The organism is Actinoplanes sp. NPDC049681 (assembly GCF_044465265.1).
GTDB lineage: Bacteria > Actinomycetota > Actinomycetes > Mycobacteriales > Micromonosporaceae > Actinoplanes.
On record NZ_JBITLP010000006.1, the window covers coordinates 451037 to 473742 of the forward strand.

Sequence of the window (22706 nt, forward strand, 5' to 3'; positions counted from 1 at the left end):
CCGATGCGGTGATCTTCCTCGGCCACACCCCGGGACTCGGTCGGTGCGGCGACGACCGTTGTATCCGGATCTTCCGAGCCGGTGCGGTCGGCGGGCGCCTCGTCGGCCGTCACCTTTACCTCCACGCGCGAACAGGAAGGTCACCCGCGGCGACCGGACATCCCGGCGGCAATTTATCGGTACGCCCGCATGCCCGCCACCCGCCGGGCCGCACCCCGGCCGATGATCCACACCAAGGCCCGCAGCGACGGCGACGCGCAACGCAACCCGGGCGCCCACCGCACCCAGCCGGCGCTCACCGCAGCCCACCGATTACCCGGGCGGCGGCCGGTGTCAGTCGGCGTCGACGCCCACGCGGCTGGCGGGCCGGGCCGTCACCTTGGCCGAAGCGGTGATCTTCCCGGTGCTGCCGCCCGGCCCCTGGGCCTTGTCCGCCCCTTGCTGCCCCGGCGTCTTCCCCGGCGCCGCCTGAGGGGCGACCGCAGCCGTCCCGGTAGCCGGCGCCGAGCCGCCCTGGCCGGCCGCGACCGCCCCGGTAGCCGGCCCAGCCGTCCCACCGCCGGAGCCGGCCGCGCCTGCGGGCGCGGGAGCAGTGCCGGTAGCCGTAGCCGTCCCGGTTGCCGCCGTCGGAGCCGCAGCCGTCCCGGTAACAGCAGTCGGAGCCGCCGCCGGCTCGTCCTCGGCGTCGTCGTCCGGCGACGCGGCCGCCGCCAGCACCGCCGCCGCGGCCAGCTCCGCCACCCGCTTGGCTTCCTTCTGCACCTGGCGCCGTACGTCCGCGGCGTGGCGCTCGGCGGCCTCGCCCGCCCGCTTCGCGTCGGCGACCCGCGTGAGCTCCGTCTCGAGCTCGCGCTTCACCTCGGCCAGCCGCTGCTGCACCCGCTCGGTCTCACGCTCGGCCGCCGCCGAACGCTCGGTGGCGTCGGCGACCTTCTTCTCCGCCGCGGCGGCCTTGGCCTGGGCCGCCTCGAGGTCGCGGGCGGCCGCCGCGATCTTGTCCTGCTGACCGGCGATCTCCTTGCGGACCGCGGTGGCCTGCTCGTCGGAGCGGCGCAGGACCTCCTCCGCGTACTTGTCCGCCTCGCTGCGCAGGTCGGAGCACTGCTTTTCGACGGCCGTACGCATCTGGCCGAGCTCCTGGACGACCTCCTGGCGGCGCTCGCCGACCTCGCGTTCGATCTTCGCCCGCAGCTCCGCCACCTCACGGTCGGTGTCGGCGCGCAGCTTCGCGATGTCCTGCTGGGCCTTGTCGCGCAGCGCCTTGATCTCCTGGTCGGCCTGCACGCGGGTGGACTTCGCGTAGCCGTCCGCCTCGGAGCGGATCCGCTGGGCCTCCTGCGCGGTGCGCTCGGCGAGCTGCTGCGCCTCGGCGCGCGCCCTTGTGAGGGTGGACTCGGCCTCGGCGCGCATCTGCTCCGCCGACTGGCGGGTGGCGACCAGCGACTTCTCGACCGCGGCGCGGCGGGCGACGTCGGCCTTCTCCTCCTCGGCGCGACGGGCGGCGAGGGCGATCTCGAAGTCGCGGATGCCGTCGTGCGCGTGGGCCTCGGCCTCGGCGCGGATGCGCTCGGCCTCGGCGAGCCGGGCGGCGATGTCCTCGGTGGCGGAGCTCTTGATGTCCTCGGCGACCTCCTCGGCCTTCGCGAGGATCTCCTCGACCTTGGGACCCAGGTGGCGGAAGGACACCTCGGCGCCCATGCCGGGCTGGCGGCGGGCCTGGGCCAGCTCCTGCTGAAGCCGGTCGATCTGGCCGATCATCGCCTGGTTCTGCAGCTGGGCGTTGTCGCGCTCGCTGATCAGCGTGGCGATCTCGGTCTCCGCCCGGGCGACGTACCGTTCGACCTGTTTCTTCTCGTAACCCCGCAGGGCGGTCTCGAAGCTGGGCTCCGGAGGCGTCTCTCCACCGAGGCCGAAGATTTCCCCGCCGTGCGACATGCTGTCCATCCTCACATACGTATCGTCCCGGAGCGTGTGGATACACACCTGCCCGGCGGGACTGGTACGTCTGGTTGCAGTTTGTCTGGGATGAGGCTACGCGCTAATGCGAACGGGCCGCACCGGAGCACTCCGGCACGGCCCGCACACAGGTCTCGCACACAGCCCACCCGGTCCTCTAACCGTGGCCCACCCGTCGGGGTGGCGCAACCGGGGTTCCGAGTGGCGAAACACTCAACTCGACTTCGCGGCCACCCCGGGCTTGTCCGCCTCGGCGTCACCCTCCGGTGTCCGCTGCGCCGGTGCGTCCGGCTTGGCCGCCTCGGCCTTCTGCACGGTCTCGGCCGCCTTGGCCGCGGGGCCGCCGACCGTGGGCACCAGGCCGGAGAGGCCGGAGAGCATCTGGCCGAGCTGGTTGGTGACCTGGTCCTTCTGGCGGGTCAGGTCCTCGACCTCGCGCTTGGCCGCCTGCGTGGTCAGCTCCGCCTCCTGGCGGGCCTCGCTCAGCAGCCGCTGCGACTCGGTGCGGGCCTCGGTGAGCGTCTTCTCGGCGTGGGCGCGGGCCTTCTCGACCGTCTCGACCGCGTTGCGCTCCGACTCGACCCGGCGGGTCTCGGCGCGCTGCTCGATCTCCTTGGCGCGGTCCTCCGCGGCGCGGGCCCGCTCCTCGGCCTCGGCCACCATCCGCTGGGTGGCGCTGACCTGGGCGGCGTGCCGCTCGGACTCCTCGCGCTCGGCCTTCTCGCGGCGTTCTGCTATTTCCAGCGCCAGGGCCTGCAGATCCTTGTCGCGCTTGTCGCGGGCGTCGGTCAGCAGCTTGGTCGCCTCGGCGCGCTTCTCCTCGGCCTCGCGGGCCGCCTTCGCGCGCAGCTGGGTGATCTCCCGCTCGGCGGTGGCCCGCAGCGAGGCCACCTCCCGCTCCACGGTCGACTTGAGCTCGGCGACCTCGTGGGCGGTGACCGTACGCAGCTGCTTGGTCTCGCGGTCGGCGTCGGAGCGCAGCGTGTCGGCCTCGCGCCGGGCCTGCACCCGGGCCTCGGCGGCCTCGCGCTCGGCGTGCGTCCGGACCTGCCCCGCCTCGCGCTCCGCGGTCGCCTTCATGGCGGCCGCCTCGGCGCGAGCCTTGTCCGTGATCTCACGCGCTTCGAGCCGCGCCGCGGAGAGGATGCCCTCGGACTCCCGCTTGGCCTCGCTGCGGTGGTCGTTCGCCTGTTCCTCGGCCAGCCGCAGGATCTGCTCGACCCGGGTGCCCAGCCCGGAGAGCGTCGGCCGGTTGTTCTCCTCGAGCAGCTTGTTGCTGTCGGCCAGCTTCTGCTCGAGCGCGTTCAGGCGCTGCTCCGCCTGCCGGAGGCGGCGCTGCGCGTCGTTCATCCGCTGCTCGGCCTCGCCGCGGGCCTGCTCGGACTGGTTCAGGGCGGCGACCAGCCGGCCGAGGTGGGCGTCCACCTGCCCGCGGTCGTATCCACGCAGGACGACGGTGAAGTCGTGCTGCGAATTTGCGGTCTCGAAAAACGCGAGATTGGCATCCTGCTGCTGGGGCATTGCGACATACTGGCAGACCCCCCAGGGGGCTACGCAAGACCGTACGGGCCGGGTATTCCGGCCTAAGATCACCTTCGCCCCGCTCGCCGAGGGGGTACGTCGGCCGTTCGGGTGGCGCCGTGCGGAAGACGCCCGCACAGCGTTGCCGCGCCGCTACCTGCTGTGCAGCACAAGACCGGAAGATCGTCTCATAGGGGCACCGCGCGGCGCCTCTCGATGCCGACGATCCTGCCAGTCCGCAGCTGCGGCGTCAGGACGTTTCACCCTCAAGGGGTACGAATCAGACTGGCTCCACGAGCTCCACGAGCACCCCGCCCGCGTCCTTCGGGTGAACGAAGTTGATGCGCGCTCCGGCCGTACCGCGCCGGGGCTCGTCATAAAGAAGGCGGAGCCCCCGCGCGCGCAGCGCGGCGCTGGTCTCGTCGAGGTTCCGGACGGTGTAGGCCAGCTGCTGCAAGCCCGGCCCGTTGCGGTTCAGGAACTTGGCGATCGCGGAATCCGGGCGCAGCGGGGCGAGCAACTGGATGCGGGCGCCGGTGCCGTCCGGCTCGGCGGCCACCATCGCCTCGCGTACGCCCTGGTCCTCGTTCGTTTCCTGGTGCACGCAGCGAAGCCCGAAGGCGCGCTCGTAGAAGGCGAGCGCCTCGTCGAGGTCGGCGACGGCGATGCCGACGTGGTCGACCCGCAGGAGACCGACGGCTGGGAGCGAGTCCATGTCGGAGAGTGTGACATTCTCGCTGTTGTTACCGCTGGGCCCCAAAGCACTCATCCGGCTAGGCTAAACCCTAACCATCGTTCAGGCACCTATGCCTGAGGCAGGCACTGCGGCCGGGTCCCACGAGGGGCGCTTTCCGCGCGCCTGCGCCCCCGTGCAGCCCGTCGAAAGCGAAGTTCCGTGACCAGTTCGGTGATCGTCAGCGGCGCCCGTACCCCTATGGGCCGTCTTCTCGGCAACCTCAAGAGCGTCCCGGCCACCGCCCTCGGCGGCTACGCGATCTCCGCGGCCCTCGAGCGCGGCGGGGTGCGCCCGGACCAGGTGCAGTACGTGATCATGGGTCAGGTCCTCCAGGCGGGCGCCGGCCAGATCACCGCACGCCAGGCCGCCGTCGCGGCCGGCATCCCGATGACCACCCCGGCGGTCACGATCAACAAGGTGTGCCTCTCCGGCCTCGACGCCATCGCCCTCGCCGACCAGCTGATCCGCGCCGGCGAGTTCGACATCGTGGTGGCCGGCGGCATGGAGTCGATGACCAACGCTCCGCACCTGCTGCTCAACCAGCGCCAGGGCAAGAAGTACGGCGACATCCTGGTGCGCGACCACACGGCGTACGACGGCCTGATGGACCCGTGGGACGGCATCTCCATGGGCGAGTCGACCGAGCGCAGCGGCGAGAACCTCGGCATCTCCCGCGCGGAGCAGGACGCCTTCGCCGCGCTCAGCCACCAGCGGGCGGCCGCGGCGCAGCGCGAGGGCCGCTTCGCCGACGAGATCGTGCCGGTCAAGGCGGGCCTGCGCGACGTCGACCCGGTGATCGACACCGACGAGGGCGTACGCCCCGACGCCACCGCGGAGTCGCTGGGCGCGCTGCGGCCGGCGTTCGCCAAGGACGGCACGATCACCGCCGGCAGCGCCTCCCCCATCTCCGACGGCGCGGCCGCGGTCGTGGTCATGAGCCGCGCCAAGGCCGAGGAGCTGGGCCTCACCTGGCTGGCCGAGATCGGCGCGCACGGCAACGTGGCGGGTCCGGACAACTCGCTGCAGGCCCAGCCGGCCAACGCGATCAAGCACGCGCTCGGCAAGGCCGGCCTGTCCGTCGGCGACCTCGACCTGATCGAGATGAACGAGGCGTTCGCCCAGGTCGTGATCCACTCGATGCGCGAGCTCAAGGTCAACGAGGACATCGTCAACGTCAACGGCGGCGCGATCGCGCTCGGGCACCCGATCGGGATGTCCGGCGCACGGCTGGTGCTGACCCTGGCGATGGAGCTGAAGCGCCGCGGCGGCGGCACCGGCGCGGCGGCCCTCTGCGGCGGCGGCGGGCAGGGCGATGCATTGATCATCAAGGTCCCCGGGGCATGATGGGACCCATGCCGACGGAACTCTCAGCATGATCGACTGCACCGAGCGACACTCGGCGCGGGCTGACGACGGCCAAGACGGCGAGGGCCAGGAGAGCATGCGAATGGACAGCTCAGCATGAGCCGCGGCCGGGACGTGCCGACCCTGGTCGCCCGGGCGCGTGAGGGCGACCCACGGTCGGTGGCCCGGCTGATCAGCATGGTCGAGAACGGTGACCCCAAGCTCGCCGAGGTCGCCGCCGCCCTCGCGCCGTACGCGGGCCGCGCCCAGGTCGTCGGCCTCACCGGCTCGCCCGGCGTGGGCAAGTCGACCACCACCAACGAGCTGGTCCGCGCCCTGCGCCGGGCCGGCCACCGGGTGGGCGTGCTCGCCGTCGACCCGTCCAGCCCGTTCACCGGCGGCGCGATCCTCGGCGACCGGGTCCGGATGCAGGAGCACACCACCGACCCGGGCGTCTACATCCGGTCGATGTCCAGCCGCGGCCAGCTCGGCGGGCTCTCGGCCGCCACGCCGCAGGCGGTACGGGTGCTCGAGGGCGCCGGCTGCGACGTCGTGCTCGTGGAGACGGTCGGGGTCGGCCAGGCCGAGGTGGAGATCGCCTCGCTGGCCGACACCACCCTGGTGCTGCTCGCTCCCGGGATGGGCGACGCGATCCAGGCGGTCAAGGCCGGCATCCTGGAGATCGCCGACGTCTTCGTGGTCAACAAGGCGGACCGGCCGGGCGCGGACGCCACCTACCGCGACATCCAGGGGATGCTCGGCCTGGGCGAGCGCGCGCCCGGCGACTGGCGCCCCCAGGTCGTCCGCGCGACCGCCGTCAAGGGCGAGGGCATCGACGACGTGGTCGCCGCGATCGAGAAGCATCGCGAGTGGCTCGAGAAGTCCGGCACGCTGCGCCTCGCCCGGGAGAAGCGCGCCGCCGTCGAGGTCGAGGCGATCGCCCTGGGCACGCTGCGTGCCCGCATGGGCAACCTCCATGACGGTACGGCGCTCGGCAAGCTCGCGGCCCAGGTGGCCGAGGGCGCGATCGACCCGTACGCGGCGGCCGACGCCCTCCTGGCCGACCTCGGCGAGCGGCTCTGAGACCCGCGCGACGCAAGCGGACGGCCTGAAGCGCTCAACCCGCCACACCGCCCGCCGATGAGGGTTCTCGTTAGGGAGCAACTCGGGAGCGGGGTACCGATGAATCGGCGGCAGGCAGCGCGGGCCTCGCGGCGCGCCGATCCGCTCATCGCCGGCCTGGTCGTCCTCGCTCTCCTCGCGTTCCTCGGCTACGGGTCGGGGCGCTTCCCGGTCACCGCCCAGGTGTTCACGTTCTGGACGCTGCTGATCCTGGTGCAGGCCTGCTTCGTCCGGTCGTGCCGCCGGGTCATCCGGTTCAGCCGCCCGGGTCCGGCGGCCACCCCGGCCGCCGCGGCGCGCGCCCGGGCCACCGCCGTTACCTGGCGGTTCTTCGCGGTCGCCGGGGCCGTGCTGGTGCTCGGCAACGTCATCCAGTTTTGGACGGTCCTGCGGGATCCGCTGGCGCCCGAGTCGAGCGTCGGCACGGACGTCCAGGTCACGTCGATCGCGGTCAGCATGATGCTGGTCGTCGCCGGCATGCTCCGCCATCCGATGGACGACATGGGCGCGGCCGAGCGGCTCCGGATGCGCATCGACGTCGCCACCCTGATGGCGGCCGCGGTGACGTACGGGCTCTGGATCGCCGACCTGCCGTCCGGCCCGCACGGCGCCGCCTGGGCGCTAAACGCGATGGTCAGCCTGCTGGTCCAGCCCGGGCTGTTCCTGGTGGTGATCTTCGCGGTCCTCAAGGTCATCCTCAGCGGTTCCTCGCCGTTCACCCGTACGGCCGGCCTCCTCAGCGGGGCGGCGGCCGTGCTGCAGGCGGTGCTCCAGGCGGTGCCGGTCCCCCTGTACGTCGAGCAGCCCACGAGGTCCTGGCTGTTCGCGGCGAATGTGCTCACCAGCGTGCTCATCGCGGTCGGTGCCCGGGTGCAGGAGCGCGACGTCCGGGCCGCCTCGGCATCCGGGCGACGCGAGGCTAAGCGGCCGTACAGCCTGCTCCCGTACGGGGCTCTGGTCGCGGTGTGGGGCCTGGCCATCGTGGTCCTCGCGGTCGACGGGCTCTCCGGCCGGGGCTGGGTCATCGCGATCGGCGCCCTGACCACGACGGTGCTGGTGATCGGCCGCCAGGTGGCCGCCTTCCGGCACATCGCCGAGCTGCTGCGCGAGCGCGACGAGCTGACCACGCAGCTCACCGAGCTCGCGTTCCACGACGGGCTCACCAAGCTCGCGAACCGGGGCATGTTCATGCAGCGGCTGGAGGACGCCCTCGCCGCCGGCCCGGTCACGGTCTTCCTCATCGACCTCGACGACTTCAAGCCGGTCAACGACAGGTACGGCCACGCCACCGGTGACCGGCTGCTCATCGAGGTCGGGCGGCGGCTGCGGGGCTGCGTACGGGACGGCGACACCGTTGCGCGGCTCGGCGGCGACGAATTCGCCGTCCTGGTGGACGGGGTGTCCGCCGATCGGCGGGCCGAGGTGGCGGACGGCCTGGCGCGGGCGCTGAGCGGCTCGGTCCTCCTCGGCGGCACGGAGGTGCCGGTGCGCGCGAGTATCGGCATGGCCACCGGAAGGCACGGGGTGCACAACCCGGACAGCCTCCTGCACGAGGCCGACATGGCGATGTACGCGGCCAAGAACCGCCACCGGCCCCTGATCGACAGTGACCTTGTGTAGCCATCCCGATGCTGGCCGTGGCGCCGCCTGTTTGCCAGGGTGGCGCCACGATCGCCCCTGGTAGCCTTGCCGCCCTCTGGCCTGGAGGAACACGCAATGCGCACGAAGTTGTTGGCCCTTGCCGCGGTCGGCCTGGTAGCCCTCTCCGGCATGTCCGCCTGCACCGACGACCACGGTGACGCCGGCAGCACGCCCGCCGGCGGCGTCCACGCCGCGGGCACCGGCAAGGTGGGCGTCATCCTTCCCGACACCGCCTCGTCGCAGCGGTGGGGCACCGACGACCCGAAGCTGCTGAAGGCGGCCTTCGACGCGGCCGAGGTGCCGGTCGACATCCAGAACGCCCAGGGTGACAAGGCCCAGTTCCAGCGCATCGCCGACAGCATGATCGCGGGTGGCGTCCGGGTTCTCATGACCGTGAACCTCGACTCCGCCACCGGCAAGGTCGTCCTCGACAAGGCACGCGCGGTCGGGGTCAAGACCATCGACTACGACCGGCTGACCCTCAACGGCGGCGCGGACTACTACGTCAGCTTCGACAACGAGGCGGTCGGCAAGCTGCAGGGCAACGGCCTGGTGCAGTGCCTCAAGGAGAAGAACTACCCGACGCCGCTGATCGCGGACCTCAACGGCTCTCCGACCGACAACAACGCCACCCTGTTCAAGGCGGGCTACGAGTCGGTCCTGCAGCCCAAGTACGACGCGGGCGAGTTCCTCAAGGGCCCCGACCAGTCGATCGCGGACTGGAACAACGACGAGGCGGTCGTGGTGTTCCGGGAGATGTGGGCGCAGACCGACAAGAGGATCAACGGCGTGCTGGCGGCGAACGACGGGCTGGCCAACGCGGCGATCTCCGTGCTCAAGCACGACAAGATGAACGGCAAGGTGCCGGTCACCGGCCAGGACGCCACTGTGCAGGGCCTGCAGAACATCCTCGCCGGCGATCAGTGCATGACCGTCTACAAGCAGATCAAGCTGGAGGCGGACGCCGCCGCCGGGCTCGCCATCAAGCTGTTCAAGGGCGAGAAGCCGCAGCTCGGCAAGGACGACCGGGTGAAGGACCCGGAGTCGGGCTCCTACGTCCCGGCCGTGCTGCTGCAGCCGAAGCTGATCCTCAAGAAGGACGTGAGCTCGGTCATCGCGGACGGCTTCGTCGAGAAGAAGGCCGTCTGCGCGGGCCGCTTCGCGCCGCTCTGCGTGCAGAACGGCATCAAGTAAGCGGCTTCGGGACGGGAACGTCGGCGAAGGCGGCCACCGTACGGTCCGCGTACGCGTTCATGTCGCCGGACTCCATCGGCCCGTCCCACTCGCGCGGCAGCGGCACCGGCACGTCCGGCGCCACCCGGCGCACGATCTCGTCGAGGACCCGCTCGGCGTCGCCCACCCACAGGTGCTTGGCGCCGGGCACGCCGACCACCTCGGCCTGCGGAATCGCCCGGAAGCGCTCGAGCGCCGCGTCCGGCCGCAGGTAGTCGTCGAACTCCGGGACCAGCGCGGTCACCGGCTTGCCGGACGCCGCCCAGGCCGCCAGGTGTTCCGGCCCGGAGAAGCGCAGCGGCGGCGACAGCAGGATCGCGCCGGCGACGACCGGGTCCAGGCCGTGCATGAGGGTCAGGTCGGTGCCGAAGGACCAGCCGAGCAGCCAGACGTTCGGCAGGTCGGCGAACTCCGCGTACTCGATCGCGGCGGCCACGTCGTACTTCTCGTCGACCGCGGACGAGAAGGTGCCCTCGCTGGTGCCGCGGACGCTCGACGTGCCGCGGGTGTTGAAGCGCAGCACCGCGATGCCGGCCAGCGCGGGCAGCCGCCAGGCCGCCTTGCGGAAGACGTGGCTGTCCATCATCCCGCCGTGGGTGGGCAGCGGGTGCAGGCAGACGAGCGTCGCGACCGGGTCACGGTCGAGCGGCCGGGCCAGCTCTCCGACGAGGGTCAGCCCGTCCGCGGTGTGGAGTTCGATGTCCTCGCGCGTGGCAGGCAGGACGGAGTTCGCTCGGATTTGGTTAGGCACGTCCTTGATCCTTACCCATAGCGCGGGGCGTTGCGCGAGCGCTCCACCGATGGGCCGCGCCGGTCACGGGCGCGCCAGCAGCCGGTGTGCCAGTGCCGACGGTCGGATGCGTCGCCGCGTTCGTCGGCCGGCCAGGCCACGACGTGCGCGACGCCGGGCCGGATGTCCTGCACGCAGCCCGGACACCGGTACGTCTTGACGGCCGCCCCGCCGAAGATCGAGCGCACCATCCACTCGCCGTCCTGGTACTGCTGGACCCCCTCGACGCCTCGCCGCACCCGCTCGTCCGGCATGACGGACGGCGCCTCGCGGCGCGGACGGTTTCGGCGGGGACTCACAATATCCAGCCTACGTGTGAGCCATTCCACACCGAACACGACCTAAACTCGCGTTCATGACGGCTACGCGTACCCCCGGAATGCCCGTGGTCGAGGACGGCGTCCTCATCTCGACCAGCCCTGCGACCGGGGCGGAGGCCGGCCGCGTGCCGGTCGCCGACGCTGCCGCGGTGAGCGCCGCGGTCGAGCGGGCCCGGACCGCCGGAGCCTGGTGGGCCGGTCTCGGCTTCGACGAGCGCAAGACCCGCATGCTGCGGTGGCGGGCGCTGCTCGCCGAGCGGATCGAGGAGCTGGCCGCGCTCACCCACACCGAGACCGGCAAGCCGGTCGCCGACGCGATCGTCGAGGCGAGCGCCGCGATCGAGCACACCGACTGGGCGGCCCGCAACGCCAAGCGCGTCCTCGGACCGCGCAGGGTCAAGTCGCGCCTGCTGGTGGCCGAGCACGCCGGTCACCTCGAATACCAGCCGTTCGGCGTCATCGGCGTCATCGGTCCCTGGAACTACCCCATCCTCACCCCGCTGGGCCCGATCTCCGGCGCGCTCGCCGCGGGCAACGCCGTCGTGCTCAAGCCCAGCGAGTACACGCCCGCCGTGGGCCAGTGGCTCGTCGACACCTTCGCGGAGGTCGTACCGGAGCAGCCGGTCCTGCAGGCCGTGCACGGCCTCGGCGACGTCGGCGCCCTGCTCTGCCGCTCCGGCATCGGCAAGCTCGCCTTCACCGGCTCGACGGCCACCGCCAAGAAGGTCATGGCCGCGTGCGCGGAGACGCTCACGCCGGTGCTCATCGAGGCCGGCGGCAAGGACGCGCTGATCGTCGACGCGGACGCGGACGTCACCGCGGCGGCCGAGGCCGCCGTCTGGGGGGCCATGACCAACGCCGGGCAGACCTGCATCGGCATCGAGCGGGTGTACGCCGTGGCACCCGTCTACGACGCCTTCGTCGAGGCGGTGGTGGCCAAGGCCGGCAAGCTGAAGATCGGCGAGGACATCGGGCCGATGACCATGCCCGGCCAGCTGGACGTGGTCCGCCGGCACATCGACGACGCGCTGGCGAGCGGCGGCAAGGCGGTGCTCGGCGGGGCGGACGCGGTGCAGCCGCCGCACGTGGCGCCGACCGTGCTTGTCGACGTGCCGGAGGATTCCGCCGCGATCCGTGAGGAGACGTTCGGGCCGACGCTGACGATCACCAAGGTCGCGGACGCGAACGAGGCGGTGGAGAAGGCCAACGCGCTCCCGTACGGGCTGGGCGGTGCCGTCTTCGGCAAGGCCAACGCCGTCCGGATCGCCCGCCGGCTCCGCACCGGCATGGTGGCCGTCAACTCGACGCTGAGCTTCGTCGGCATGGCCACCCTGCCGTTCGGCGGCGTCGGCGACTCCGGCTTCGGCCGGATCCACGGCGAGGAAGGGCTACGGGAGTTCGGCATCCCCAAGGCGATCACGGTACGCCGGGCGCCCTCGCTGCTGCCCGCCATGACCTTCGAGCGCACCCCCGCCCAGGTCCAGCGCATCGTCAAGGCCTTGAAGCTCCTGTACGGCCGCCGCCCATGACGGCACTTCCCACCCGCCCACCCCTGACCGGATGATGAACATTGCTACCTTCATGTGGTGGATCAACCCGCCATCGAGGTCCGCGGCCTCTCGGTGAGCTACGGCTCGGCGCCGGTGCTGGTGGACGTCGAGCTGACCGTGCCGGTCGGCGCCGGCGTCTGCATCACCGGCGAGAACGGCATCGGTAAGTCCACCCTGCTGCGCTGCGTCGCCGGCCTGCAACGGCCCGACGCCGGCGAGATCGAGATCTTCGGCGGCCGCCCGGGCGCCACTCCGGAGTTCTGGCGCGCCGTCGTGACCACGGTGGAGCCGCCGACCTGGTACCCGGGCCTGACCGCGCGCGAGCACGCCGAGCTGGTGTGCCGCGCGCACGGCCTCGATCCCGCTGCGGCCGGCATCGACGAGGCACTCGACCGGTTCGGCATCGCCTCGCACGCGGACGCCATCCCGCCGTCGCTGTCGTCGGGACAGAAGCAGCGGCTCACCCTGGCCCTGGCCCTGCTGCGGCCGAGCCGGCTGATGATCCTCGACGAGCCCGAACAGCGCCTCGATCCGGAGGCCCGCACGGCGGTGGCGGCGCTGCTCGCCGCGTACCGGGAGGACGGCGGCACCATCCTGATGGCCAGCCACGACGACGCCTTCGCGGCGGCGGCCGGAACGCTCGTGACCGGCATGGCCGACCTGGTCGCCCCATGACGACCGCGGTCAGCGTGGCCGGCGTCCGCCGCTGGGTACGCCGCACGCAGTCGGCGCACAAGGAACGCGGCGAGACGCTCGGCAACTTCTACTTCGCCGTGCTCTTCGTCGTGATCGTCGGCGGCATGGTCCACAAGCAGCTGGCGGCGGTCTTCTGGCCCGGCTCGCCGCACGCCTCGGCCCTGGCCGGCACCGGGCTGGCGCTGGCGCTCACCGGCGGCCTCTACCTCGTCCTGCGCCGCCTGGGCCCGCTGAGCCTCAGCCGCCCGGCCACGTCCTGGCTGCTCACCGCGCCGGTCAGCCGCCGCCGCCTGCTGCTGCCCTCGCTGGGGTGGGCGACGGTCGGTGCGGCCGCGGCGGGCGCCCTCGGCGGGTTCGCGATCCTGGGCCACTCGGTCGCCCGCCCGCTGCCCGACGGGACGGCGTTCCTGCCCGCGCTCGGCGCCCTGGTCGGCGGTGTCCTCCTCCTCGTCGCGCTCGGCGCGCAGACGGAGCGCTGGTGGTCGGCGCGCTCGGACGACGTGGCGTACCTGCTGCTGGCCGCCGGCCTGGCCGCCCTCGTCGCGGACTCCGCCGGAGCCGTGGTCTCCGTGTCGGCCGGTTGGCCCTCGCGCCCCGTCGTCACCGGCGGCGTAGCCGTGCTGACCGGGCTCACGGCGGCCTTCTGGCTGGTGGCCGTACGCCGGCTGGAGTGGACACCCCACGAGCGCATCCTCGAGGCGTCCAAGACCGCCGGAACCCTCGCCGACTCGGCCTTCGGAGTGGAACCGTCCTTCGTGACCGAGATGGTGGAGCGGCGCTACTGGGCCCGTCGCAAACTCCGGTCCCGCCCCCTGCCGGCGCGCCTGCCCGTCCTGACCGCCCAGGACCTGCTCATGCTCCGCCGACGCCCACGGCGCCTGCTGTGGCTCGCCGGCGCCACCACCCTGCCCGCCCTGCTGGGGCACGCTCCGGGCTGGGTCCTGGCCGTGGCGGTGCTGGCCGGCGGCCTGTTCGCGGGCGGCGTGACGACGGCGAGCCTGCGTACCGACGCGGGCAACCCGTGGATGCTGCGGATGCTGGGCCTCGACTCCCGCAAGGCGATCCTGCAACGCCTCTGGGTGCCGGGTGTGGTGGCCGCCCTCTGGTACGCCGCCGCGCTGACCCTGCTGCGCGTCCTCGGCGACCTGCCCGCGGGCCCGTGGTGGGCGCTCGGCCTCGGCCTGGGCCCGGTCGGGGCGGTGGCGGCGGTCCGCAAGGCGCGCACCGGCTTCGTGGACAACTCGCTGCTGCCGCTGGACACGCCGATGGGTTCGGTCTCCACCGGACCGCTGATCGCGGCGTTCGCCGGCTTCGACGTCCTGCTGCTGGGGCTGCCGACCGTGGTCCAGATCGCCCAGGGCGACCCGTTGAGCTGGACGGGCGTCGCCGTCCAGGCCGGCGTCGCGGCGTTCGGCGCGCGCGCCTACCTCAGCGGCACGACGGACACCGACCGCGTCGAGTTGTCCGCCGGCTAGAACAGCGTCAGCTCGTTGCGGTCCATGCCGCGAAGCTTGTCGTAGTCGACGACCACGCAGCGGATGCCGCGGTCGGTCGCCAGCACCCGGGCCTGCGGCTTGATCTCCTGCGCCGCGAACACGCCCCGCACCGGCGCCAGCAGCGGGTCGCGGTTCATCAGCTCCAGATAGCGGGTGAGCTGCTCCACCCCGTCGATCTCGCCGCGGCGCTTGATCTCGACCGCCACCGCGCCGCCGTCGGCGTCGCGGCAGAGCAGGTCGACCGGGCCGATGGCCGTCATGTACTCACGGCGGACGAGGCACCAGCCCTCGCCGAAGGTCTCCGGGTGGGCGGCCAGGAGCTCCTGGAGGTGCGCCTCGACGCCGTCCTTGACCAGGCCCGGGTCGACGCCCAGGTCGTACGAGGTGTCCTGGAAGATCTCCTCGAGGGTGATCCGCAGCTCTTCGCCGGCCTTGTTGACGACCTTCCAGACGCCCGGTGCCTCCTGGAGCTTGCACGGCGGGCTCATCCAGTTGAGCGGCTTGTAGGCGCGGTCGTCGGCGTGGATCGACACCGACCCGTCGGCCTTGACCATCAGCAGGCGTACCGCCGGGGGCAGGTGGGCGGAGAGGCGGCCGACATAGTCCACGGAGCACTTCGCGATGACCAGACGCACCGCACGAGGGTAGCCTCCGCCTCCGGGCGGGGCGAGCGCGGCGGTGCCATGCTGAGATCGTGCTCGAAGCCCTCACCGGTACCGGCCTGGCGGCGTCCGCCGGGCTGAATGCGTACATCCCCCTGCTCACGATGGGTCTGCTCGACCGGTACACCGACACGATCGACCTGCCCGGCGGGTGGCAGTGGCTCTCGAACGGGTGGGTGCTGGTCATCCTCGCGGTGTTGCTCGCGGTCGAGGTCGTCGCCGACAAGGTGCCGGTGGTCGACCACGTGAACGACGTCGTGCAGACGGTGGTCCGGCCGACGGCGGGCGGCCTGGCGTTCGGGGCCGGGTCGTCGTCCGAGACGGTCACCGTGTCGGACCCGGGTTCGTTCTTCGGATCGCACCAGTGGGTGCCGGTCGCGGCCGGTGTGGTGATCGCGCTGTGCGTGCACGGCTTCAAGGCGGCGTCCCGGCCGGTGGTGAACGTCTCCACCGCCGGCGTCGGCGCACCGGTCGCCAGCACGGCCGAGGACTTCACCAGCGTCGTCCTGTCGCTGCTGGCGATCCTCCTGCCGGTGCTGGTGCTGCTCGGTCTCGTGGTGCTGGTGGCCGGCGCGGTGTGGGTGATCAGGCGGCGCCGCCGGCGCAGGAGGGAACGGCAGACGTCCGAGGGTGTCGGTACGCAACGACTCTTTGGTTGACTGCCCCGGTGCCCGCGATCGCCGTACCCGTCTTCGCCCTGACCTGGTGGCTGGGGTGCTACCTCGTCGCCCGTGACCCGGCCCGCGTCCTCCTGTGGCGTGCTGCCGGCGCCCTCGGGTCGTACGCCGTGGCGGTGGCCGCCTGGAGCCTGGCACCGGGGTCCGCGGTGGCGAGGGTGCTGCTCTGCATCCCGGCCCTGTGCTGGTCGGGCGTCGCGGCGGCGCTGCTGCCCCGCGACGTGCCGGAGCGGCGGCAGATCAACCTCGGGTGGGCGTACGCGTCGGCGCTGTTCCTGGTCCTGGCCGCGCTGCTGCCCGGCGTCGGCAAGCTGGTCGCGCTCGCGCCCCTGGCCGGCGCGACGGTTCTGCTCCTGCGCTACCGCGACAAGGTCCGGCCGGGCTCCCTGCCGGCGGCCCTGGCCGTCGCCGCCGCGCTGTACGCCGCCGGCCTGATCGTCGTGCTGGCCCCGATCGACCTGGGGTCGGCCGAGCTGGTGCTCGCGGCGATCGGCCTCGACCTGCTGCTGCTCGGGTTCCTGGTGGCCGTGGCGGACGCGACCGAGGCGGGCGAGCGGCTGATTCCGGACCTGCGCCGTTCCCTGGTCACCGCGGTGGCGGCGACGCTGCTGTGCGGCGGCCCGGCCGCGCTGACGATGCTGGCGGCGCCGGGGCTGCGTACGGTGACCGTGCTGCAGTACGTGCTGGTGGCGGTGGTGCTGGGAGCGGCGGGGCTGGCCGTACCGGTGCGGGCCGGCCTGGACCGGCTGGCGTTCCTGCAGGACGAGCGGCTGCGGCAGGACCGGTCCGCGCTGCTGCTTGCGGCCGAGGCACTCCCCCGGCGGCGGGAGCGGCACCGGATGATCGCGCTGGACGAGGACGAGTTCCGCCGGCTGACCCGGCGCGCCCTGGACGACTTCGCCGACATCGGCCGGCTGCTGCGCAACCCGCTGGTCGATCTGCCCGCGGTGGACCGGCGGCTGCAAGCGCGGGGGCCGGGTGTGGCGGAGCAGCCGCTGATGCGGGTGGCCGAGTTGCGGGCCGTGCTGGCCGAGCAGGTCGCGAAGCTGCGGCCCGCGGCCGGGTTCGGCACCACCGACGAGTGGCGGCTCTACAACGCCCTGCACTACTGCTGCGTGCTGGGACTGCGGCCGTACGACCGCACGCCCCGCGCCGACGGCCTGAACCGGGACGCCCGCCGCGCCCTGGACTGGTTCCGCCGCCACGTCCCGCGCGGCACCCTGCGCCGCTGGACGGCCGAGGGGGCGGACATGGTGGCCGCGCGGCTGTGGCGTGAACTGCTCAGTACCGACCCCCGATGGCTGACCCGGGGGACCGCCGGCCGCGCGGATCCCGCGCGGCCGAGGCGGTGAAGACCCGACACGCCGCCCAAAAGGGCAATAAGCCCCCGAAAGCGGTTAAAATCCCCCCACGTGGATTCCGGGGGGTTGAGTGGGTAGCCACCGCAACGCGCTGGTCGCCGTCGTCCGGCAGGAGCTGGCCGAGGCACGCGGCACCGCCCGAGCCGTGCTGGCCGCCGCCGAGTCGGCCCGCAACGAGGCTCAGCGCCGGAAGAAGCTGATCCGGGACGCGTACGCGACCTGCCTCGCCCAGCTCGCCGAGGCCCGGGATTCCGCACGCCAGGACATCCTGCGCCGGACCCAGGCCGAGGCGGCCGCGCTGACCCGCAACGTCGAGTCGCTCGCCGCCCTCACCGCGTCCGGTGCGGCGGGCACCTCCTGGCGCTACTGGACCCCGACCGAGCCCGACCGGGTCGGCCGCCCCGGGCTGCTCCGGATCGGCACGGTCGCGTACGAGGCGGGCGAGGAGCGCAGGAAGCTACCTGCGCTCGTACCGTTCCTGGACCACGCGCACGTGAACGTCCTCGGCGACCAGCCGGCGGCGGACGGCGTCGTCTCCGGGCTGCTGCTGCGGGCCCTCGGCACCACCCGCCCCGGCGACGTCCGGCTCAGCGTCTACGACCCGGAACAGCTCGGCGGGACACTGGCCGCGTTCGCGCCGCTGGGCAACGCCGGCCTGCTGTCGTTCGTGAGCCCTGGTGGCCTCGGCGCCACCCTCGACGAGCTGGTCGAGCACATCTGCCGGGTCAACGAGAGCGTGCTGGCCGGCGAGTACGCCTCCCTGGCCGACCTCACCGCCGCGACGCCCGGCCCCCGCCCCGAGCCGTGGCGGGTGGTGGTGCTGCTGCTCGACCCCGCCCGGGCCGGCGACCTGAGCGACGCCCACCGCGCGCAGCTCGACCGGGTGGTGCGGACCGGCGTGGCTTGCGGCGTACACCTGGTGGTCCGGGGTCTGGACCTCGCGCCGCACCCGACGGTGGAGCGCATCGCCGTGCGCGGGGAATCCGCGACCTGCGACACCACCGGCGCTCTCACCGTGAGCCTCGACGCGGCGCCTCCGGCGGAGCGGATCGCCGGCTTCTGCCGGACCACCGCCGAGCGGCTGCGTGAGGGCCCGCCGCCGGCCCGCTTCGCCGACCTGGAGCCGGAGAAGATCTGGACCGAGTCGTCGGCGCACGGCCTGACCGCCCCGATCGGGGACAGCACCGACGGCTCGCTGGTGGAGGTGCCGCTTGGCGACGACCCGCCGCACGCGTTGATCGGCGGGCCGTCCGGGTCGGGCAAGACCAACCTCATCTACGCCTGGATCGGTTCCCTCGCCGCCCGGTACGGCCCCGAGGAGCTCGCCCTCTACCTGCTCGACTTCAAGGAGGGCGTGTCCTTCGCCCGGTTCGCGCCCGGGCCGCGGGACCCCAGCTGGCTGCCGCAGGTCCGGCTGGCCGGCATCAACGTCAACGGCGACCGCGAGTTCGGGCTGGCGATGCTGCGCCACCTGAGTGAGGAGCTGCGGTCCCGGGCCCAGGCCGCCAAACGGTACGAGGCCTCCAAGCTGGCCGAGCTGCGCGCCGAGGACCCGGGCGGCCACTGGCCCCGCATCGTCGCGGTCATCGACGAGTTCCAGGTGCTGCTGTCGGGCCGCGACCCGCTCGCCGACGAGGCGGTGACCCTGCTGGAGGACCTCGCCCGGCGCGGCCGCTCCCAGGGCATCCACCTGGTGCTGGCGAGCCAGGACGTGTCCGGCATCGAGGCGCTCTGGGGCCGCTCGGGCCTGGTCGGGCAGTTCACGCTGCGGATCGCGCTGCCGAAGGCGCGGCGCATCCTGACCGACACCAACCTCGCCGCCGCGGTCATCCCCCGCTTCCACGCGGTCGTCAACGCCGACTCCGGGGTCGCCGGGGCCAACCAGGTCGTCCGGCTGCCCGACGCGAGCGACCGGTCGGTGTGGCGGGCGCTGCAGCGCAAGCTGTGGCACGAGCGGCCGGAGTCGTGCGTACCGCCGCGGCTGTTCGACGGTGATGCCGTGCCGCGGCTGCCGGACGCGTACCGGCCCGCCGGCCGGGTGCCGGTCAGCACCGCCGACGTCGGGTCGTCGCCCGGCGCGGTGCTGGGCGAGCGCATCGACGTCTCCGCGCGCCCCGCGCGGCTGCGGCTGGGCCGGATGCCCGGGCGCAACCTGGCGGTCCTCGGCACCCGCGTCGACGAGGCGTGCGACGTGCTCGCGGCCGCCGCCCTGTCGCTGGCCGCCCAGGGACCCGCGCGTTTCAGCATCGTCTGCCTCGACCCGGGTGCGGAGCGACCGGCCGCCCGACTGGTCGCCGAACTGCCGCAGGCCGACTGGTACGGCCCCACCGACCTCGACGACCTGTTCGCCGCGTTCAGCGCGGACGGCATCCCGCACTACGTGCTCGGGTACGCGTTCGACGCGGCCGGGCCGGCGTACCGGGAACGGCTGCGCGCCCTGCTCGCCGACGGCCCGGAGCAGCGGATGCACGTGCTGGGCTGGTGGCGCTCGGTCGCCCGGCTCCGGGACGACCTCGGCGGCATCGGCGCCCGGTTGGACACCATCGGCGCCTGGGTGGCGCTCGACGTGCAGGGCCCCGAGCTGAGCCCGCTGTCGCCCCAGCCGGGCGGCCCGCTGTGGTATCCGCGGCGGCGCCGGGCCCTGTTCTTCGACCGCTCGGTGCACCGCCATCCGGAAGTGATCATCCCGTACGAGGTGAACAGTGACCACACGTGACCGCGACTACCAGCTCATGATGACCGCGCTCGCCGAGGTCGCCCGGCGGCGTGACGCCGAGCTGTCGAACGCCGAGGAGGCGTACCGGACCAGCGCCGCCCAGGCCGCCGGCGAGCTCGCCCGCGCCGAAGGCGACGCGGCGGCCGCGGACCGCTGGGCGGGCGCCGCGGCGGCCCAGGTGCTCGACGTGGACCGCGAGGCCGCCCGGCTCTGGGACCAGCTGCGCCGGGCGCCCGGCATGCGGGTACGGGCGCTGGGCGAGGTGCCCGAGCCCGCCGCGGTCGAGGCGCTCCCCCGGGTAGCGCTGGAACGCTCCCCCGGCTCGCAGGCCATGGCGCCGGCTCCCCGCCAGTCGGCCCGCACCCTGCTCGCCCGGGCGGCCGAGCGCATCGACGTGACCGTACGCCCCGCCGAGCGCCGGCCCCTGCCCCGCTGGGCCCTGCCGCTGCTGCCCCTGCTCGGCGCCCTGGTCGCCGGCCTGACGGGGCTGATCGCCGCCGGCCTGGTGACCGTCGGCAGCACGCCCGTACCCGGCGGTGCCGTCATCCGCGGCCTGGGCTGGCTGGCGTTCCTGGTGGCACCGTCCGCGGGTGTGCCGGTGGGCGCCGTGATCGCGCACCGGCGGCTGCGCTCGAAGCTGGACATCGGCGGCATCGGCCTGACCCTGCTCGGCGGCATGCTCGCGGCAACCCTGCTCTCGGTGACCTTTGCCGCGAGCCGGTGAGCTAGGTTCTCCCTCCATGAGGGAAGCCGCTATCGAGGTACGGGGGCTCCGCAAGGTCTACGGCGACACGGTCGCGGTCGACGCCGTGGACCTCACCGTCGCTGCGGGCGAGATCTTCGCGTTGCTCGGCCCGAACGGCGCCGGCAAGACCACCACTGTGGAGATCCTGGAGGGCTATCGCCGCCGGGACGCGGGCGAGGTCCGGGTGCTGGGCGTGGACCCGGCGGTCGAGGACGCTGCCAAGCGGCGGTGGCGCACGCGCGTCGGCATCGTGCTGCAGGGCACCGGGGAGTTCGACGAGCTGACCGTGGGCGAGGTGGTCGGGCACTTCGCGCGTTTCTACCCCGAGCCCGACGATCCGGCGGCGGTCATCGCGCGGGTCGGCCTCACCGGCAAGACCCGATCCCGTACGCACACCCTCTCCGGCGGCCAGAAGCGGCGCCTGGACGTGGCGCTGGGCATCATCGGCCGGCCGGAGCTGCTCTTCCTCGACGAGCCGACCACCGGCTTCGACCCGGAGGCGAGGCGCGAGTTCTGGACGCTGATCCGGGACCTGGCCGGCACGGGGACGACCATCGTGCTGACCACGCACTACCTCGAGGAGGCGGAGACGCTCGCCGACCGGGTGGGGGTCATCGCGGCCGGGCGACTGATCGCCGTGGACACTCCCCGGCAGCTCGGCAACCGCGAATCCGCGATGGCGACCGTCTCCTGGCGTACCCCCGAGGGGTCGTGGGAAAGCACCCGCAGCGCGACGCCGACGGCGGTGGTGACCGACCTGGCCGCGCGCTTCGACGGCGAGGTCCCCGGCCTGACGGTGACCCGGCCGACTTTGGAGGACATCTACCTCGACATGATCGGAGCGGGCACAGCATGAGCCTCGGTTTTCGGCAGGGGTTGCTGGAGATCCGGCAGTTCCTCCGCAGCCGCGAACAGGTCATGTTCACGCTGGCGTTCCCGGCGATCCTGATCCTGGTGTTCGGCTCGATCTTCAAGGGCGAGATCGGCGACGGGGTGAAGTTCACCCAGTACTTCGTCACCGGCATGATCGCGACCGGGCTGATGACCGCCGGCTTCCAGGCGCTGGCGATCCAGATCCCGATGGAACGGGACCGCGGGGTGCTCAAGCGGCTGCTCGGCACGCCGATGCCGCGGTGGGTCTACTTCGCCGGCAAGGTCATCATGGTGGCCTTCGTCGCGGTGCTGGAGACGATCATCCTGCTCACCGTGGCGGCGCTGCTCTTCGGCCTGGACCTGCCGGACACCGCCGGGAAGTGGCTGACGTTCCTCTGGGTCTCCGCGCTGGGCATCACGGCGTGCACGCTCTGCGGCGTCGCCTTCTCGTCGCTGGCCCGCACCGGACGCAGCGCCCCGGCCGTGGTCACCCCGGTCGCGCTGATCCTGCAGTTCATCTCCGGGGTGTTCTTCGTCTTCACCAGCCTGCCGGGCTGGATGCAGAACGTGGCGTCGGTCTTCCCGCTGAAGTGGATGTGCCAGGGGCTGCGTTCGGTGTTCCTGCCCGCGTCGTTCGGGCCGCGGGAGCCCGGCGGCTCGTACGACCTGCCGATGGTGGCGCTGGTGCTGGGCGTGTGGTGCGTGGTGGCCCTCGTCCTGTGCCTCACGACGTTCCGATGGACCACCAAGCGCGACGGCTGAGCAGCATGGGCTTCTTCAAGCGCTTCTTCGGCCAGATGTCCGAGGTCGGGGCGATGGCCAAGGCCGACGTGGTGGCGTCCCTGGTGCCGGCCGACGCCCTGTACGTCACTATCGGGCCCATCGCCGTGCTCCCCGACGTCTGGGCCTTCAACGGGGGCGAGCGGGGTTCCGTGTACGGAAAGGACCTGGGCTACCTGCCGGCCAGCTACCGCCAGGAGATCGCCTACCTGGTGCGGACCCCCGACCGGCTGATGGTCATCGAGAGATCCGGGCCGCGCTGGTCCTGCGGCATCGACCGGATCACCGATCTCGACGGCCATCGGCGTGGAGGCTTCCTCGTGTGGACATCCGGCCGCGAGGGACTCGCGGTCGGCCCGCAGACCCCGGTCGAGGTGCCGCCGGGCGCCTCGTTCCGAACCCCGCGCGGGATGATGAACCTCTTCATCGGCTGGGATCAAGAACTGATGCCGTATGGCGTCCGGCGGCACTTCTGAGCAGCGGAGTC

At 72.9% G+C, this 22706-nt stretch carries 20 protein-coding genes; 14 read left to right on the forward strand and 6 right to left on the reverse strand.

Annotated features, from left to right (window positions below):
- Positions 1–333 precede the first annotated feature (333 nt).
- From ACIBO8_RS23965 to mce, 3 genes are all read right to left on the reverse strand, one after another.
- On the reverse strand, positions 334–1944 hold the full coding sequence (locus ACIBO8_RS23965) for a Laminin subunit beta-1 (RefSeq protein ID WP_396117749.1): 1611 nt from the start codon (positions 1942–1944) through the stop codon (positions 334–336).
- Positions 1945–2169: 225 nt separating this feature from the next.
- Positions 2170–3477: a DivIVA domain-containing protein gene (locus tag ACIBO8_RS23970; RefSeq protein WP_396117493.1), complete on the reverse strand. Its 1308-nt coding sequence runs from the start codon at positions 3475–3477 to the stop codon at positions 2170–2172.
- 280 nt (positions 3478–3757) lie between these two features.
- The gene (mce, locus tag ACIBO8_RS23975) at positions 3758–4192 is read right to left on the reverse strand and encodes a methylmalonyl-CoA epimerase (protein WP_396117494.1); all 435 of its coding nucleotides are present in this window, start codon (positions 4190–4192) and stop codon (positions 3758–3760) included.
- Positions 4193–4372: 180 nt separating this feature from the next.
- Here mce and ACIBO8_RS23980 point away from each other — a divergent pair, with 180 nt between their 5' ends.
- The 4 genes from ACIBO8_RS23980 (at position 4373) to ACIBO8_RS23995 (ending at position 9514) form a co-directional block, all read left to right on the forward strand.
- The gene (locus ACIBO8_RS23980; protein ID WP_396117495.1) at positions 4373–5557 is read left to right on the forward strand and encodes an acetyl-CoA C-acetyltransferase; all 1185 of its coding nucleotides are present in this window, start codon (positions 4373–4375) and stop codon (positions 5555–5557) included.
- A 117-nt stretch (positions 5558–5674) separates the two neighbouring features.
- Positions 5675–6640: a methylmalonyl Co-A mutase-associated GTPase MeaB gene (gene meaB, locus ACIBO8_RS23985; RefSeq protein WP_396117496.1), complete on the forward strand. Its 966-nt coding sequence runs from the start codon at positions 5675–5677 to the stop codon at positions 6638–6640.
- A gap of 99 nt (positions 6641–6739) precedes the next feature.
- Positions 6740–8299, forward strand: coding sequence for a diguanylate cyclase domain-containing protein (locus ACIBO8_RS23990; protein WP_396117497.1), 1560 nt, complete (start codon positions 6740–6742; stop codon positions 8297–8299).
- Between the two features lie 96 nt (positions 8300–8395).
- A complete protein-coding gene (locus tag ACIBO8_RS23995; protein WP_396117498.1) occupies positions 8396–9514 on the forward strand; it encodes a sugar ABC transporter substrate-binding protein in 1119 nt (372 codons plus the stop codon).
- On the opposite strand, the gene ACIBO8_RS24000 is transcribed toward ACIBO8_RS23995, so the two are convergent.
- Positions 9507–10304, reverse strand: a complete 798-nt coding sequence (locus ACIBO8_RS24000; protein WP_396117499.1) for an alpha/beta hydrolase — start codon at positions 10302–10304, stop codon at positions 9507–9509. The genes ACIBO8_RS23995 and ACIBO8_RS24000 overlap by 8 nt on opposite strands.
- 11 nt (positions 10305–10315) lie before the next feature.
- Positions 10316–10597, reverse strand: a complete 282-nt coding sequence (locus tag ACIBO8_RS24005; protein WP_396117750.1) for a hypothetical protein — start codon at positions 10595–10597, stop codon at positions 10316–10318.
- Between the two features lie 101 nt (positions 10598–10698).
- Between ACIBO8_RS24005 and ACIBO8_RS24010 the strand changes: the two genes are divergently transcribed.
- From ACIBO8_RS24010 to ACIBO8_RS24020, 3 genes are read left to right on the forward strand one after another with little or no spacing between them, the layout of a single operon-like run.
- A complete protein-coding gene (locus ACIBO8_RS24010; RefSeq protein WP_396117500.1) occupies positions 10699–12192 on the forward strand; it encodes an aldehyde dehydrogenase family protein in 1494 nt (497 codons plus the stop codon).
- Positions 12193–12246: 54 nt separating this feature from the next.
- Positions 12247–12888, forward strand: coding sequence for an ATP-binding cassette domain-containing protein (locus ACIBO8_RS24015; RefSeq protein WP_396117501.1), 642 nt, complete (start codon positions 12247–12249; stop codon positions 12886–12888).
- Positions 12885–14384 (forward strand): DUF6297 family protein, encoded by a 1500-nt coding sequence (locus ACIBO8_RS24020; RefSeq protein WP_396117502.1) that lies wholly within the window; start codon positions 12885–12887, stop codon positions 14382–14384. The genes ACIBO8_RS24015 and ACIBO8_RS24020 overlap by 4 nt, the downstream gene beginning before the upstream one ends.
- Here ACIBO8_RS24020 and nucS read toward each other — a convergent pair.
- Entirely contained in the window at positions 14381–15040 is a 660-nt protein-coding gene (gene nucS, locus ACIBO8_RS24025; RefSeq protein ID WP_396117503.1) for an endonuclease NucS, read from the reverse strand. The genes ACIBO8_RS24020 and nucS overlap by 4 nt on opposite strands.
- Before the next feature lie 59 nt (positions 15041–15099).
- On the opposite strand from nucS, the gene ACIBO8_RS24030 reads away from it, so the two are divergent.
- From ACIBO8_RS24030 to ACIBO8_RS24060, 7 genes are all read left to right on the forward strand, one after another.
- Entirely contained in the window at positions 15100–15726 is a 627-nt protein-coding gene (locus tag ACIBO8_RS24030; protein ID WP_396117504.1) for a DUF4126 domain-containing protein, read from the forward strand.
- Entirely contained in the window at positions 15723–17096 is a 1374-nt protein-coding gene (locus tag ACIBO8_RS24035) for a hypothetical protein (protein WP_396117505.1), read from the forward strand. Before ACIBO8_RS24030 ends, ACIBO8_RS24035 begins: the two co-directional genes overlap by 4 nt.
- Positions 17097–17175: 79 nt before the next feature.
- A complete protein-coding gene (locus ACIBO8_RS24040; RefSeq protein ID WP_396117506.1) occupies positions 17176–19821 on the forward strand; it encodes an FtsK/SpoIIIE domain-containing protein in 2646 nt (881 codons plus the stop codon).
- Positions 19808–20545, forward strand: coding sequence for a hypothetical protein (locus tag ACIBO8_RS24045; protein ID WP_396117507.1), 738 nt, complete (start codon positions 19808–19810; stop codon positions 20543–20545). Before ACIBO8_RS24040 ends, ACIBO8_RS24045 begins: the two co-directional genes overlap by 14 nt.
- 16 nt (positions 20546–20561) lie before the next feature.
- Entirely contained in the window at positions 20562–21422 is an 861-nt protein-coding gene (locus ACIBO8_RS24050) for an ABC transporter ATP-binding protein (protein ID WP_396117508.1), read from the forward strand.
- Positions 21419–22201, forward strand: coding sequence for an ABC transporter permease (locus ACIBO8_RS24055; protein ID WP_396117509.1), 783 nt, complete (start codon positions 21419–21421; stop codon positions 22199–22201). Before ACIBO8_RS24050 ends, ACIBO8_RS24055 begins: the two co-directional genes overlap by 4 nt.
- Entirely contained in the window at positions 22177–22695 is a 519-nt protein-coding gene (locus ACIBO8_RS24060) for a hypothetical protein (protein WP_396117510.1), read from the forward strand. The genes ACIBO8_RS24055 and ACIBO8_RS24060 overlap by 25 nt, the downstream gene beginning before the upstream one ends.
- The last annotated feature ends 11 nt before the right edge of the window (positions 22696–22706 follow it).